This window comes from Chitinophaga agrisoli (genome assembly GCF_008386695.1).
Classification (GTDB): Bacteria; Bacteroidota; Bacteroidia; order Chitinophagales; family Chitinophagaceae; genus Chitinophaga; species Chitinophaga agrisoli.
This window is the reverse complement of sequence record NZ_VUOC01000004.1, coordinates 67,555-81,550: the sequence shown is the minus strand read 5'-3', so window position 1 is coordinate 81,550 and position 13,996 is coordinate 67,555. Positions and strand designations below refer to the sequence as shown.

General features: G+C 50.0%; 16 protein-coding genes. 9 read left to right on the top strand and 7 right to left on the bottom strand.

Features of this window, described 5'->3' with window-relative positions:
- Positions 1-16: 16 nt before the first annotated feature.
- The 6 genes from F0L74_RS19655 (at position 17) to F0L74_RS19630 (ending at position 3,812) form a co-directional block, all read left to right on the top strand.
- Complete coding sequence (locus tag F0L74_RS19655; RefSeq protein WP_149839626.1) at positions 17-475, top strand: DUF1772 domain-containing protein; 459 nt, start codon at positions 17-19, stop codon at positions 473-475.
- Between the two features lie 59 nt (positions 476-534).
- A complete protein-coding gene (locus F0L74_RS19650; protein WP_149839625.1) occupies positions 535-1,257 on the top strand; it encodes a pirin family protein in 723 nt (240 codons plus the stop codon).
- Positions 1,258-1,268: 11 nt separating this feature from the next.
- Positions 1,269-1,580, top strand: coding sequence for a hypothetical protein (locus F0L74_RS19645; RefSeq protein ID WP_149839624.1), 312 nt, complete (start codon positions 1,269-1,271; stop codon positions 1,578-1,580).
- A gap of 44 nt (positions 1,581-1,624) precedes the next feature.
- A complete protein-coding gene (locus F0L74_RS19640) occupies positions 1,625-2,578 on the top strand; it encodes a VOC family protein (RefSeq protein WP_149839623.1) in 954 nt (317 codons plus the stop codon).
- 4 nt (positions 2,579-2,582) lie between these two features.
- Complete coding sequence (locus F0L74_RS19635; protein ID WP_149839622.1) at positions 2,583-3,200, top strand: alpha/beta hydrolase; 618 nt, start codon at positions 2,583-2,585, stop codon at positions 3,198-3,200.
- 66 nt (positions 3,201-3,266) lie between these two features.
- On the top strand, positions 3,267-3,812 hold the full coding sequence (locus F0L74_RS19630) for a glycosyl-4,4'-diaponeurosporenoate acyltransferase CrtO family protein (protein WP_149839621.1): 546 nt from the start codon (positions 3,267-3,269) through the stop codon (positions 3,810-3,812).
- A 66-nt stretch (positions 3,813-3,878) separates the two neighbouring features.
- Here the strand turns inward: F0L74_RS19630 and F0L74_RS19625 are convergent, their stop codons facing one another.
- Positions 3,879-5,687, bottom strand: coding sequence for a T9SS type A sorting domain-containing protein (locus tag F0L74_RS19625; RefSeq protein ID WP_149839620.1), 1,809 nt, complete (start codon positions 5,685-5,687; stop codon positions 3,879-3,881).
- Between the two features lie 255 nt (positions 5,688-5,942).
- The gene (locus tag F0L74_RS19620; protein ID WP_145716217.1) at positions 5,943-6,146 is read right to left on the bottom strand and encodes a cold-shock protein; all 204 of its coding nucleotides are present in this window, start codon (positions 6,144-6,146) and stop codon (positions 5,943-5,945) included.
- A 287-nt stretch (positions 6,147-6,433) separates the two neighbouring features.
- Between F0L74_RS19620 and F0L74_RS19615 the strand changes: the two genes are divergently transcribed.
- Entirely contained in the window at positions 6,434-7,519 is a 1,086-nt protein-coding gene (locus F0L74_RS19615; RefSeq protein WP_149839619.1) for a fatty acid desaturase family protein, read from the top strand.
- Positions 7,520-7,594: 75 nt separating this feature from the next.
- On the opposite strand, the gene F0L74_RS19610 is transcribed toward F0L74_RS19615, so the two are convergent.
- Positions 7,595-9,952 (bottom strand): mechanosensitive ion channel family protein, encoded by a 2,358-nt coding sequence (locus F0L74_RS19610; RefSeq protein WP_149839618.1) that lies wholly within the window; start codon positions 9,950-9,952, stop codon positions 7,595-7,597.
- 69 nt (positions 9,953-10,021) lie between these two features.
- The gene (locus F0L74_RS19605; RefSeq protein WP_149839617.1) at positions 10,022-10,567 is read right to left on the bottom strand and encodes a DUF8685 domain-containing protein; all 546 of its coding nucleotides are present in this window, start codon (positions 10,565-10,567) and stop codon (positions 10,022-10,024) included.
- A 71-nt stretch (positions 10,568-10,638) separates the two neighbouring features.
- Between F0L74_RS19605 and F0L74_RS19600 the strand changes: the two genes are divergently transcribed.
- Positions 10,639-11,334, top strand: coding sequence for a uracil-DNA glycosylase family protein (locus tag F0L74_RS19600; protein ID WP_149839616.1), 696 nt, complete (start codon positions 10,639-10,641; stop codon positions 11,332-11,334).
- A 46-nt stretch (positions 11,335-11,380) separates the two neighbouring features.
- On the opposite strand, the gene F0L74_RS19595 is transcribed toward F0L74_RS19600, so the two are convergent.
- From F0L74_RS19595 to F0L74_RS19585, 3 genes are all read right to left on the bottom strand, one after another.
- Entirely contained in the window at positions 11,381-11,638 is a 258-nt protein-coding gene (locus F0L74_RS19595; RefSeq protein WP_149839615.1) for a hypothetical protein, read from the bottom strand.
- A 94-nt stretch (positions 11,639-11,732) separates the two neighbouring features.
- Positions 11,733-12,068 (bottom strand): hypothetical protein, encoded by a 336-nt coding sequence (locus F0L74_RS19590; protein WP_149839614.1) that lies wholly within the window; start codon positions 12,066-12,068, stop codon positions 11,733-11,735.
- A gap of 22 nt (positions 12,069-12,090) precedes the next feature.
- Positions 12,091-12,513, bottom strand: coding sequence for a hypothetical protein (locus F0L74_RS19585; protein ID WP_149839613.1), 423 nt, complete (start codon positions 12,511-12,513; stop codon positions 12,091-12,093).
- An 81-nt stretch (positions 12,514-12,594) separates the two neighbouring features.
- Between F0L74_RS19585 and F0L74_RS19580 the strand changes: the two genes are divergently transcribed.
- A complete protein-coding gene (locus F0L74_RS19580) occupies positions 12,595-13,989 on the top strand; it encodes an alpha-L-fucosidase (RefSeq protein WP_149839612.1) in 1,395 nt (464 codons plus the stop codon).
- Positions 13,990-13,996 lie beyond the last annotated feature (7 nt).

Here is a 13,996-nt window from a genome sequence, read left to right as displayed (position 1 = left end):
TGGCAGTATACCTGTTATGAACCGTACATTCACCTTCCTGAGCCTGTTATTTGCCATGCTGGCGCTATCGCCATCCATGGCCCACCTGCTGGAAATGTATCAGAAACTGCAGATGCCGCAGCAGGACTATGCTGTGGTGCAGCAGATCTACCGGGGCTGGGCCTTGCTGGGCGCGTTCCAGGTCTGCTTCCTGGTAGCGGTATTCATAAAGCTGCTGCATGAAAAAGGCGCTGCTTTCCGCCTTACCCTGGGCGCGCTGGTGTGCAGCGCCGCTATGCTGCTGCTGTTCTTCTTCTTCACCTTCCCGGTAAACCGGGCTACCGCCAACTGGACCCAGCTGCCGGAAAACTGGGCGGCGCTCAGGCTGCAATGGGAGTATTCCCACGCCATCGTGGCCATCCTGGGGCTGATAGCGTTTATCTTACTATTACTGAGCCTTTTAGAGCGCCCCCGCCCTACCCGCTCAATTTCTTAACCTACATTAATGGCCAGGGAGTTTACGTTGCTGAAATTTGTGTCATCAAATTACAAGTTATGGCAACACACACACTACATACAGCAAATACACGCGGACACGCGAATCATGGTTGGTTAGACTCACATCAGACCTTTAGCTTCGCTAATTATTATAACCCGGAACGGGTACATTTTGGCGCCCTGCGCGTACTGAACGACGATTTTGTAGCAGGCGGCAAAGGCTTTGGCTCCCATCCGCACGATAATATGGAGATCATCAGCATACCCCTGGAAGGCGTGCTGGAACATAAGGATAATATGGGTAACACCAAGATCATCCGCCAGGGCGATGTACAGGTCATGAGCACCGGCTCCGGCGTATTCCACAGCGAATATAACGGCGATGTGATACGCCCCGTGAAATTCCTCCAGATCTGGCTGTTCCCTAACCAGCTGAACGTAACGCCCCGGTATGACCAGATAACCCTGAAACGGGCAGACCGTCAGAACCAGCTGCAACAGGTAATATCCCCCAACCCGGACGATGCCGGTACCTGGCTCTACCAGGATGCCTGGTTCCATATGGGCATCTTTGACAAAGGTTTCCAGACCAGCTATCAGCTTAAAAAAGCAGATAATGGCATCTATGCTTTTGTGATCAAAGGATCCTTTACCATAGATGGTCAAACCCTCAACGAGCGCGACGGACTGGGTATAGCAGACGCAGGGAAGATAGACATTACCGCTAACGATGACCAGGCAGAGCTGCTGATCATGGAAGTACCTATGGACATTCAATAATACTACGGATCATGGAACAACCCATCAAAGTACTGGCAATAGGCCGCAACGAAGAGATCATGACCGTGTTACACCGGTTGTTGAACGCTAAAGAACAGCGCACAGGCGTAACCGTTACAACAGACGCGGAAGCGGTAGCGGCCTGCCAGCAGGAAACATTTGATATCATATTGTTTTGCGCAGGCGTTACTCCGCAGGAAGCTGCGGCATTAACCGCCAAACTACGGGCCCTGCAGCCCAGGGCGGTTATTACCCGGCACTTTGGCGGCGGCAGCGGCCTGCTGGAGAACGAGATCCAGAACGCACTGGCGCAGCGGCAGTAATGAAACGTCCCACTAATTATCATTCATCTAAATAAACCTATTATATGAGCCAATTGATCACAGGCATCCACCACGTGACCGCCATTGCAGGCGATGCACAAAAGAACGTAGACTTCTACGCCGGTATACTGGGCGTGAGGCTGGTGAAAAAGACCGTGAACTTTGACGCCCCCGATGTATATCATTTCTATTATGGTGATGAAGCCGGCCACCCCGGCAGCATACTCACTTTTTTCCCTTACGGCGACATAACAGGCGGCCGGCATGGTAAAGGCATGCTTAATACCACTACCTTTTCCGTGCCCCTGTCCTCCTTCAGCTACTGGCAGGAACGCCTGAAACGTTTTGGCATAGCCACCAAAGAACCGCAGGAACGATTTGACAACGAACTGTTCATATACTTCGAAGATCCGGACGGCCTGGGGCTGGAACTAGTATTTAACGACCGTGACGAGCGCCCCGGTTTCACCTATGGACCTATTCCCCTGGAACATGCTATCCGCGGGTTCCATAACGTAGAGATCTGGGAAGAAGGTTATGAGCGCACCGCCGGCCTGCTCACAGAACAGCTGGACCATCAGCTCATTGCTGAAAAAAGCGGCCGCTTCCGCTTTGCGGCCACGGATAAACCCGGCAACTATATCGATATCCTGTGTACGCCCGATAGCCTGAAAGGCCTGTCCGGCAACGGCACCGTGCACCATATTGCTTTTGCCACACCGGATGCGGCTTCCCAGCTGGAAGTAAGACAGCGTATTTCCAAACGTATGCTTAATCCCACACCGGTATTGGACCGTAACTATTTTACTTCCATCTATTTCCGGGAGCCAGGCGGCGTATTGTTTGAAGTAGCTACCGCAGGCCCTGGTTTTGCTGTAGATGAAGAAATGGCCCACCTGGGAGAAGGCTTAAAACTGCCGGAGCAGTTTGAGCCCCACCGCGAAGCGCTTATAAAAGCATTGCCTCCTATCACCTTACACCTGGACCAATACAAATAATATTATGCACACCAAGAATATTGTGACCGCAGGAAAAGCCCTGCCAGACGCTACCAAAGCGCTGATAATGGTACACGGCCGGGGTGGCAGCGCCATGGACATCCTGTCCCTGGCCACCCACCTGGAGGTAACGGATTATGCGCTGCTGGCGCCACAGGCCACCAACCATACCTGGTACCCCTATTCTTTCCTGGCAGAGCCATCGCATAATGAACCATGGTTAAGCTCCTCGCTTGATCTGCTGCAGGAATTAACAGCAGAGGTGCAACAACAAGGCATAGCGGCAGAACAGCTTTATTTCCTGGGCTTTTCCCAGGGCGCCTGTCTCATGCTGGAGTTCCTGACCCGCAACGCCAAACGTTATGGCGGCGCTATTGCCTTTACCGGCGGGCTGATAGGCGATAAGATCTACCGGGAGCATTACACGGGCGATTTTGCCGGTACGCCGGTATTCATTGGCTCCAGCAACCCGGATATACATGTGCCTATTGAACGTGTATATGCTACCAGTAATATCCTCCAGGAAATGAATGCGGATGTGCGGTTGAAAGTGTATGATAATATGGGGCATACTATCAACCAGGACGAGATCACGCAGGCTAACACTATCTTTTCAACATAAGGATGTGCGGATGTGGATACACACATCCGCACATTATGACTATTTTTGCGGTTAGCCACCTGCCCCATGTCTGTAAGCAATACCAAAATGCAGCGTACCGCTGCCCTGTACAATGCCATTCCCAACTTTTTCTGGTCTATCCTGAACCTCGCGCCTATTGCCGTTTTCTGTTACCGGTTTACGGATCCCCTGTTGTTTTACTGGTCATTGGCGGGTTGTTCCCTGAGCTTATTCCTGCCCCGCGCTTTTTTTGATCGTATGCAGCTGGGCCAAACGCCTGCTATCTACCATAAGCTGGGCGTACATTTTATAAACCGGTTTACACAACACGGCGCCATCATCAACCAATGGATCCGGAAAAAATACCCGCAGTACAGGGTAATACCGCTTAACCGGCGGGCCATCCGGCAACACTATCATCAAACCTATATGTTTGAGAAATTTCATTTCCTGTTGTTCCTGTTCTTCCTGGTGATTATAGGTGATGCACTGGTAAAAGGTCATATAGGCTGGGTGCTTATTTTGCTGATCACCAATATCCTCTACAATGTATATCCTGTTTTGCTGCAGCAGTATGTACGCATAAAACTTGCGCCCTATCTCAAAAGATAAAAGGCATACCCGCTTTTTACGGCAGGTACGCCTTTCGCTTACTCCCAGGCGAAGCCCCCAAATATCTTAATCCTTCTTTATCTTGATGAGTTGTGTTTCACTGCCATATTGCAGCTGCAGGAAATACAGCCCGGCCGGCAATCCATCCATAGATATATTGCTGCGGTTACCACCTGCCGGCAGGCTTATCTGCCGTAACAAGCGCATATCTGTACTGTAAACACGCGCCGTAGCCATACCCTTTGTAAAGGTGGATGGATGCTCGATATACAGCTGATCTTTTACCGGGTTAGGGAATACTTTTAAGGCCACCGGTCCTTTTACCGTTGGCTGTACTGCCAGCGATGCGCCTTTCATTAAACGGGCAGCAGATGCGGCGTTATAGGCGTCAACATAGAAATCGCCACATTCCAGGCGCGGGGTCACTTTTTCAAACGGCCTGAAATCATCGCGGTAAACGGTGAACGGTAACCGCGGGAAGTTCAACGCAATGGTCTTCACATCCATAGAGAAGCGGGTAACCGGGGGCTGGTGCAGTTTAATACAGTTGCCCGTTGGATCTCCCAGGTCGCGGATAAATACATGGGTGAAATTGCGTTGCTGACTACCGATCACAAAATCATTATTGGCCAGTATGGCAAAGCGGTCTTTACCGGCTTTCTTTATCTCCAGCCCTCTCCTGGCTACATAGTTGCTCACCAGGCTGGGGAAAGTGCTGAACTCCGCCAGGCCCAGTACATGGCCGCTATACTTCAGCTGCAGGTAGAATGCTTCTGATTTTACGTTCGTATAATAACTGCTGGTGGCGCCGGTCAGGTACAGGTCGTAGTTGCCATTGCCGGCATCCCGGTACGTGAGGTCATTGCCTGTTTCACTACCGGCGTCGCCAATATGGTTCAGGGTGATCAACCCGCCGCTTTCCTTGATATCCACCAGTAATACCTGCCTGTTCGTAAGGCCGGTGGGCTGTACAATATCCACATACCCGGTGATGAAGAACTCATCTGCGCCGGCTATATTCGTATGTTTTACGATCTTGCTGCCTTCCAGGGCCAATGGGGTATTGCCCAGCTTTTCAAACACGATGGGAATGCCCGTGCTGCTGATATTGGCATACAGCAGGCGGCGTACGCCGCTGGGGGTGCTGCCGCACTCCTCCACATAACCGGTCAGCGCCAGGTTGCGGTTGGTGGTTTCTGTAAGGGAAAAAGCTTCCACATTACAACCACCGGGGAAATATTGCATAGCCCATAATACAGCGCCGCCCGCGTTTAAACGGGTCAGCAGCACACGGCTCTGCTGGCCGGCCGCGTCGCTGTAGCGCCCTGCCAGCACCAGGTCGCCGTTGCTGGCTTCTATGATATCGTTATACTCTATCAGGGACTGTGCATTGGCGCTGGTGATAGTGCTGTAATGGATCTTGAAGATCCACACCGGCCGCAGGTTATCATCCAGGCGGATGACCAGCGGCGTGGAATATACCTGGAAACCATTGATCGTGTTAAAAGACCGGATCACATATCCCAATAAGTAATAACCCTTTACACGCTGGGCTTTGATGATCTTTTTGGGCTGGATGGTCTCTGTGGGAGATTGCGGCTGCATATTGATCTGCGCGGAGAGGAAATTGCCGGATTTGTCAAACTCATCCAGCGACAAACCTCTTACCAGCAGGTCTTTCGTGAAGTTCTTGCTCCATAACAGGAAAGCCCTTGCGCCACTCGGGCTGGGTGGCGTATCCACTACGAAGCTACGCGCCTGGTAATCAAAATCTGTGGTTAACTGGTTAAAATAAAGTTGTTGGGCGTTCTGGCCGTAGGTAGTAGCAGTAGCCAGGAGGATAGCCGACAGAAACAGGTAAAATTGTCGTTTCATAAACGGGGTTTTAATAGTGATAGTAAACGGGTGCTTTCGACTGGTGTAATCTTATCACGATAATAAGACACAAGCCTGCACAGTTACAGCAGTGTTTTGATTTATGTGCCCTTAAAATTTCGTGGCAGGGGTAACTATTTCCTTCTGGAGACTTAGCCGGCAGGACGCTTTGGCTTAGTTGTTTTACAACCGGTTGTAAAATTAAAAAGGTCCTGGTGTTCACCAGGACCTTTTTACAGGTATTAATAAGAAAGCTTAGTCAATACGTCTTACATTTACAGCGTTCATACCTTTTCTGCCTTCCTGCAGCTCGAATTCAACCCTGTCATCGGCTTGGATCTCATGAATGAGACCGTTTACGTGTACAAAAGTCTCTTTATTGGATTCATCATGTTTAATGAAGCCGAAGCCTTTTGTCTCGTTAAAGAACTTTACAGTTCCCTGGAATTTTGTGTTCATTTGATAAATATTATAAAAGAATAAAGATGCAAGGTAGCAGTATCTGTTCAATAATCCAAAATAATTAAATAATAAAGGGTTATGCGGTTTTACACACCCGTCTGCGTATGTTAATTGATTGTGATATGTAAGAGATTGTTGCCGTATTATGACTTCGTTAACACAAAAAAGATTATCTTAGTGCGCTATGGCTTTTAAATTTCTGCTGATTACGCCTGTTTAACAATTCTCCGCTCAGTGCATCTTCGACAGCCAATTCTAATGACCTAAATGCTTTTTTACATATTATGCCAAAAGTAACTTTCAACAACAAAAACGCTTTCTTCTTTCAATCCGTAAAGGCTGAGGTAGAATCTTATTTCAAAGAGAATAACCTGAAGAAGACGGGCAATACGCGCCTGTACATCAAAACAGCCGTACTCATCCCCGGCGCTTTGGCTATGTATGTGATCCTGCTTACCGGAGTATTGCCGGCATTACCGGCTATCCTGCTGAGCGCTTTCCTGGGTTTTATACTGTCCTGCATAGGGTTTAACGTCATGCACGACGCCTGCCATGGCAGCTATTCCCGCAAGCCCTGGGTAAACGAAGTGCTGGGGCTTACATTGAACGCATTGGGCAGTAATGCCTTTTTATGGAAACAGAAACATAATGTGATCCACCATACCTATACCAATGTAGACGGTGTGGACGATGATATTGCCAAAAGCCCTGTAATACGCCAGTGCAGCACACAACGCTGGGTGCCTATGCACCGGGTGCAGCACCTGTACCTGCCGCTGGTATACGGTATCTCTTCCATCCTGTGGATATTTTTAACCGATTTTATCAAATACCTGAGCCGTAAAGTATACAAAACGCCTTTACAGCCCATGAAAATGAATGATCATATTATATTCTGGGCCAGCAAGGTATTATATGTGGTTTTTTATGTGGTGATCCCTATCCTGTGTGTAGGCGCGCAGGCCTGGCTGGTAGGTTTCCTGGCCATGCACTTCGTGATGGGCTTTACGCTGGCCATCGTGTTCCAGCTGGCGCATGTAGTGGAAGAGACAGAGTTCGAAACCGTATCCGTAGAGGATAAGGTGATTGAGAACGAATGGGCCATCCACCAGATAAAGACCACCGCTAACTTTTCAGCAGGTAATAAAGTGACCTCCTGGTTTGTAGGCGGCCTTAATTACCAGATCGAGCACCACCTGTTCCCCCGTATCAGTCACGTGCACTATCCCGCCATCAGCAAGATAGTTGCCGCCAAATGCGCGGAATTTGGGCTGCCTTATCACAGCATGCCCACCATGATGGAGGCGGTGAGATCACATTTCCGGTTAATGAAGGCCCTGGGCCGCAAGCCAATGCCCGCATTTGCATAAAGCAAAACGTTACATCATTATAAGAAGAAGGGGGTGCATCGGATCCGATGCACCCCCTTCTTTTATTTAGTCAAATTATTTCACCTCTACATCGGCCCCTTTCAGCGCCTGGTAAATATCAAACAGCAATGCGCTCCTTACGGTATGCTCCGCCGCAATATTATTGATCCAGCATTGTACCCGCAGCTGGCAGGCCTCGTCCGTAATGCTGATGAACAAGATCTCCACCGGCATCTTATTCATCACATATTGATGCCCCGTTAAAGTTTGGGTGATCACCTGCCGGGCGATCTCCTGTTTTTCCGTGGGGCTGATGGTGAATTCCATCTCCACCCGGATGTGGTTATTGGTAAGCGTCCAGTTGGTGAGCTGCCCGGAAAGCAGGTCGCCATTGGGCACTACGATCTCCGCCCCCTGCGCCGTGATCAGCCGGCTGGCCCGGATACCGATATCGCGCACCCGGCCCTTATTTTCGCCGATCTCCACATAATCGCCCAGCTGTAATGGCCGCTCAAATATGAGGATGATACCGGAGATCAGGTTGTTGACGATATTCTGCAGGCCCAGACCAATACCTACGCCCAGTGCGCCCAGCACAATGGTGATCTTGTCCAGCGGCAGCCCGGTGGCCACGATCGCCAGCAGGAAACCAACGGTTAGCACGCAAAGCCGTATCATCAGCAGCCGTGAGCCTTTGCGGGAGATCTCCGCGCCAAAACCTTCCTCTGTTTCCCCAAAGAAATAACCGATGTATTTCTGCAATGTATTGGCCAGGTACAAAATGGCTATCAGCAGTATAATGCCCCAGAATGTAAACCGGGTGCTGCCTATCTTATGCGGCGCGGTGAGCACATGTTCTACAATCCGCAGGAAATAGTTATAGATATTCAGGTTGGTGGTAAAAATGATCAGCCAGCAGGTCACCACGCCAAAAGAAAGCAGCTGGTTCAGCTTGGCCTGTATGCGCTGGTAATTGAACAGCTGTTTTTCGCCTTCCGCCACGCGGCTGCTCAGCATCTGCACATGAAATGCCTCCGTGATCATCTGGGTAAATACGCTGAGGGCAATTACCTGTACCAGGCTGTAGATAGCCGCCGTGCCCATTATCTTGGCCATGCTGATGCGGCCCAATACATTACAAAGCGCGGCCAGCAAGTTGAGGCCTATATAAATGTATACCACCATGCGGGTAAACTTGCGCATGGGGGGCCGTACATTTGGCAGCAGCAGCCAGCCAAAAACCACGGAAGCCATATTCAGCGCCAGCAGCCATAAACGGGTAGAGAGTTTAGGCGTGATCACCGCATTGGTAAAGGAAAACAGCAGGTAAAACACCACAATGGCCACCCAGTAATAGAACAGGCGGCGGGGCCAGTTACGCCAGAAAAGCGCGGTAAGGGCCAGCATCAGGAAAAACTGCATCATCTCCACATAGGAAGATGGCGGCCGCAGGTCAAAGAACGGGGCCATGTTCAGGGCTACCACCAGCGCAGCCAGCACCGGTACGGCATTCACATAATTAAAGCGGGCTTCTTCCAGCAATTCCAGCTGGCCGGCACGTTTGATCCTCCGGTATGCATTGAACACCCAAAAGAAATACACGCCGGCTATCAGCAACAGCCAAAACCAGTTAGACTGGTGCTCCCGGAAATAATACCCCAGCATCTTACGCTGGCCCCTATACGATTTGCTGGCCAGCTCCATCAGCTGTACATTGGTCTTATTACTGTCAGCTACCTGCCACAGGTAATTATATTCCTTGCCAAAGCTCTGCATGCCGGTTTGGCGGATCCGGTCCCGTACATTATCCTGCAGCTCTACCAGGGCAAAATAGTTTTTGGATACATTGGCCTGTAAAGTGGTGATATGGGCCATATTGGCGCGGGCAGACTTGCGGGCCAGCCGCCAGTTCTTTTTGATATCATTCAGCTGATCTGTATACAGCTGCTGCAGCAGGGTATCCTTGCGCAACTGCTGGAACACATCATCCCGGCCAAAATTCCGCATTTCCAGCTGCATGGTCACCAGCTCTTTATTGTACCTGAACAGGGAGCTGCGCCAGTCGCTGAGGCGCTGCTGCATATCCCCCATCAGTACCTGGAACATGAGGAGGTTCTTGATATTGAGCACGCTGCTGTACAGGGACAGGTTTTCCTGTATGATCTGGACATTGGCCTGTATATCCGGCAGGTCCTGCTCTATCTCATCTGTATTAAACCCTTCTTCCGTTACATTATTGATACGGGTAAGGGTTTGCTGTACATGCTCTATCTTTTGCAGTATACTGTCGGCAAAACCCGGACGGCCCCGGTTTACACTACCGGAATCACGTTGCGGACGGATAGACTGTGCGGAGAGCGCCAGCGGCGCCAGGCAAACACAAAGCAGTGTTACCCAGAATGTGTGGTGTTGAAAGGATATGGACTTTTGCACGGTTGGAGAATAATGGATTTTATTCGCCAACAAATATATAAGTAATAGTTATAAGTTGTTACCGCCAGATTATTCACCGCTTCCCTTTTCGCCGGTAAACCAGTGCTCTTTATCGCGGAATAACACGTTAAACGTGGTAAGGGAGCCATAGATACGGGTAATATACTGCTGCATATTCACCTTGTCCTCGTCGCTCAGCAGCTTATGGCCGTTGATCTGTTGCTCCAGCACCCGCAGGCGGTCGCGGACCATCACGATCTTGTGGAAGAAGGCTTCCAACGGCACCTCTTTAGGCTTTAACGTGGGGTCGGATGGTTTCAGCACCATAGTGCCTTTTACCCAGCGGTCGCCCAGCGGCACTACCTCTGTGATATTGCCCCATAAACGCAGGATCTTTAACAGGGAGGTCTCTACTTCGGAGACCGTTTCCACCTCTACTGTTTTATTTTCCGCGTGCAGTACCTCAAACAGGGGGTCCGTTTTATCCACCTCCATAATACCCGTGTTCATAAAAGTGACTACGTATTGGGCGTATTTTACCCCGATGATAACCCCTGGGCCGTACCGGGAATGTTGTACCCGGGAGCCCAGGCCTGCCGATAATTCTTCTTCCATGTGGTGACAAAATTTATGCGGCAATATAGGGAAAACTGCAGAGAGTACGGCGCGGGGCTGTATATTGCAGCATGTCTACTTTTGCCGATCATGTGATCCAGTTTAACCTTAGCCTAGATTTTAAAGGGAAATTGCCACCCGGTATACAGATCATGAACCCATTCCGGGAGCAGGGAGCTATTGCGGATGTAATGCAGCAGTTCTATAAAAAGTTCTATAACGATCACCGTACGCGCCGCATGATCCTTGGCATTAACCCGGGCAGGCTGGGCTCCGGCTCAACCGGTGTACCTTTCAGCGATACCAAACGCCTGGCGGACGAATGCGGGATCCATATCACCGGGTTTAAGACTCATGAGCCATCTTCCGTATTTGTATATGATGTGATACATGCCTATGGCGGGGTACAACCGTTTTACCAGGATTTTTACATTGGCTCCGTATGCCCGCTCGGGTTTACCGCGGATGCTGCCAATGGCAAGGTGGTGAACTACAATTATTATGACAGCAAGGCGCTCACCACAGCCGTGTACGAGCTTATTGTAACCAGCATACGCCGGCAACTGCAGTTTGGCATAGACAGAAAAGTTGGGTACTGTATGGGAACCGGTAAAAACGCTGCTTTTCTGCAGGCGCTCAACGAAAAAGAAGGCTTTTTTGAGCAGGTAATACCGTTAGAGCACCCCCGGTTTGTGATGCAATACAAGGCCAAAAGCAAACAGGAATACGTAGATAAATACCTGGCGGCTTTTGAAGATCATAAATAATATGGCATTCGTTTATCATACGGGAATTACGTACAGCCGGCGTTCTCTACTCCTCCACTTCTGTTTGCGGTACGCTTTCTGCCTTACGGCCCAGCATGCGCCTTAATTCATTCGCCTTTTCGTATATACTTACCGTCTCATCCAGTTCAATGGCATCCGTGTTAATGAGGAAATCCTGCATTTTCTTACGCCCGTTCACACAAACAACCGTAATAGTGCCGTCGTCCATCGCGTAAATGAACCTGCACTTCCTTATACCGTGTACCAGCGGGGAGATCTGGTAATGGGTGATCATATATTCCATAGCTAAATGGGTTTACTTACAGGAAGTTAGCAGGAATATGTTATTTACTTAGTTAACCCGATGTAAACGAATAAAAATTCCTGGCAGCTCTAAGCTAGGCTACCTTCAGGATGCTAAATACAGTATCGATGATCAGGGTAAGCATGCTGGCCTTAAAAGCGTCTATGCGTGCCATGGCCAGACCGGCCTGTTTCAGGGCTTCCATCTGCGCCAGGTCTTTCTGGCTCTGTACCAGCCAGGTAAAGTCTTGCGTGGTCAGCTGGTGATTGGCCAGCAGCGTGGTCCAGCGTTGCAGTTTTTCCTGTGATTCCTGGAGGAATTGTTTACCGTCTGTTACGGCCGCGTCCGTATAATCCTTTACGGTGTTCTTAGCTAACGTGGTGACCTGCTCGATCAGTTGGTTGAATATCTGGGCAAAATCGGTTGACATTGTTCTTAGGGTTTAGATGGTTTTAGTTTTTGACCTTTCCGCTTTCCAGCTCCGCGATCTTATCAAACGCCTCCCCTACCTGCTGTTTGGCTTCCTGGATAAAGACGGGGTTCAGCTTAGTGTCCTGCTGCCAGCGTTTCAGGTATCCGCCTAACAGGTTGCGGCTGGAATCCTTTAGCAGCTGCCACATCTCTATGGTGATCCTGTTATTGGGACGGTGGATCTCGTATTCATACGCCTTATCCACTTTTACCCGCAGCGCGGCCAGCTCTTTCTGGTGGGTAGAAAAGCTGTCTGCCGCCATATCCATCACCAGCATTACATCCACCTTCAGGGCGGTAGTTTGCTGATAGGCATACTCATTGTATCGGGAAATGAGGGGCGAACAGGCGAAAAGGAACAACAACAGGAGCAACAGTAGCGGATACGGCTTAGTGGCTTTCATATTATAGTAATTAAGAGCGTTTGTTGGCAAATTCTGCGCAAATATATAATTTTAGCCCTTTTACTTCAAACGCACCGTCTAATGAACAGGCTATTTGCTGTATGCGCGCTTTCCCTGCTCCTGTCTTTTGCCAATGCCCAGTCTACCGGCACCCGGCCCATACCATTGCATACGCTGCAGCAAAAGTTTGAGGATCTGCGCTTTGGCATGTTCATCCACTTTAATATCCCCACTTTTATGGACCAGGATTGGGCCGATCCGGATGCTTCCCCGGCCATTTTTGATCCTAAAAAGCTGGATTGCAACCAGTGGGCAGACGCCGCCAAGGCTGCCCATATGAGCTACGGCTGCCTGACCACCAAACACCATAGCGGTTTCTGTATCTGGGATACCAGGACCACCGATTATAACGTGATGAACAGCCCCTTAAAACGGGATGTGGTACGGGAGTATGTAAATGCTTTCCGCGCCAAAGGCCTTAAGGTGTTCCTGTACTATTCCATACTGGATACCCATCATAAATTGCGGCCCGGTTTTATTACCCGCCAGCATGTAGAGATGATCAAGGCGCAGCTTACTGAGCTGCTTTCCAACTACGGGGAGATCAGCGCATTGATCATTGACGGATGGGACGCTCCCTGGTCACGCATCTCCTATGATGTGGTGCCCTTCCAGGAGATCTATACCCTCATCAAATCCCTGCAGCCCAACTGCCTGGTAATGGACCTCAACTCCGCCAAATATCCCGCGGAAGCCCTCCTGTATACGGATATTAAATCCTATGAGCAGGGCGCGGGCCAACATATCTCTAAGGAGAATAACCGCCTGCCGGCCCTCTCCTGCCTGCCTATAAATAAGAACTGGTTCTGGAAGACCAGCTTCCCCACTGCTCCCGTAAAGGATCCTAAGATGCTGGTGAACGAGGATATTGTGCCTTTTAACAATGCCTGGTGTAACTTTATCCTGAATGTAGCGCCCAACCGCGATGGCCTTATAGACGACAACGCGGTAAAAGCCCTGCAGGAAATAGGCCGTTTATGGAAGAACGAAGGCCCGGTAGCGCCGCTGCCGGAGAATGAGGCCCCGGTTATTGCCTCCAACATAGCCAAACACCAGCCGGCCAATGCCAGCTGGAGCGATGATATGATGATCATGGATTTTGGAAATGATGATGACTTTACCACCTACTGGATGTCGAACCCTACGGTGAAACAGCCCTGGTACGAAGTAGTTTTTGACCACGACCAACCTTTTAATACCATTACCATCACAGAAGCGGAACCGGCTATTAGCCATTACCGCCTGGAGTATTATGAAAACGGCGCCTGGAAACCGCTCCTCACGGGCAACGATACACGCCGGGTAAAGATCCACCGTTTTAACCGGGTATGGGGAGGCAAAGTAAGGATATTGATAGATCAGTTTAGTAAAGCTCCCCGCATAGCAGAGTTTGGGGTATATGATGAAAGAAGGTAAAACAGAC

What these genes read in the sequence shown, in the direction of transcription:
- F0L74_RS19635 (WP_149839622.1), top strand. Translation starts at nt 2,583, where the DNA reads ATGCACACCAAGAATATTGTGACCGCAGGAAAAGCCCTGCCAGACGCT.
- F0L74_RS19630 (WP_149839621.1), top strand. Translation starts at nt 3,267, where the DNA reads ATGTCTGTAAGCAATACCAAAATGCAGCGTACCGCTGCCCTGTACAAT.
- F0L74_RS19640 (WP_149839623.1), top strand. Translation starts at nt 1,625, where the DNA reads ATGAGCCAATTGATCACAGGCATCCACCACGTGACCGCCATTGCAGGC.
- F0L74_RS19615 (WP_149839619.1), top strand. Translation starts at nt 6,434, where the DNA reads ATGCCAAAAGTAACTTTCAACAACAAAAACGCTTTCTTCTTTCAATCC.
- F0L74_RS19605 (WP_149839617.1), bottom strand. Translation starts at nt 10,567, where the DNA reads ATGGAAGAAGAATTATCGGCAGGCCTGGGCTCCCGGGTACAACATTCC.
- F0L74_RS19590 (WP_149839614.1), bottom strand. Translation starts at nt 12,068, where the DNA reads ATGTCAACCGATTTTGCCCAGATATTCAACCAACTGATCGAGCAGGTC.
- F0L74_RS19625 (WP_149839620.1), bottom strand. Translation starts at nt 5,687, where the DNA reads ATGAAACGACAATTTTACCTGTTTCTGTCGGCTATCCTCCTGGCTACT.
- F0L74_RS19580 (WP_149839612.1), top strand. Translation starts at nt 12,595, where the DNA reads ATGAACAGGCTATTTGCTGTATGCGCGCTTTCCCTGCTCCTGTCTTTT.
- F0L74_RS19600 (WP_149839616.1), top strand. Translation starts at nt 10,639, where the DNA reads ATGTCTACTTTTGCCGATCATGTGATCCAGTTTAACCTTAGCCTAGAT.
- F0L74_RS19645 (WP_149839624.1), top strand. Translation starts at nt 1,269, where the DNA reads ATGGAACAACCCATCAAAGTACTGGCAATAGGCCGCAACGAAGAGATC.
- F0L74_RS19620 (WP_145716217.1), bottom strand. Translation starts at nt 6,146, where the DNA reads ATGAACACAAAATTCCAGGGAACTGTAAAGTTCTTTAACGAGACAAAA.
- F0L74_RS19650 (WP_149839625.1), top strand. Translation starts at nt 535, where the DNA reads ATGGCAACACACACACTACATACAGCAAATACACGCGGACACGCGAAT.
- F0L74_RS19585 (WP_149839613.1), bottom strand. Translation starts at nt 12,513, where the DNA reads ATGAAAGCCACTAAGCCGTATCCGCTACTGTTGCTCCTGTTGTTGTTC.
- F0L74_RS19655 (WP_149839626.1), top strand. Translation starts at nt 17, where the DNA reads ATGAACCGTACATTCACCTTCCTGAGCCTGTTATTTGCCATGCTGGCG.
- F0L74_RS19595 (WP_149839615.1), bottom strand. Translation starts at nt 11,638, where the DNA reads ATGGAATATATGATCACCCATTACCAGATCTCCCCGCTGGTACACGGT.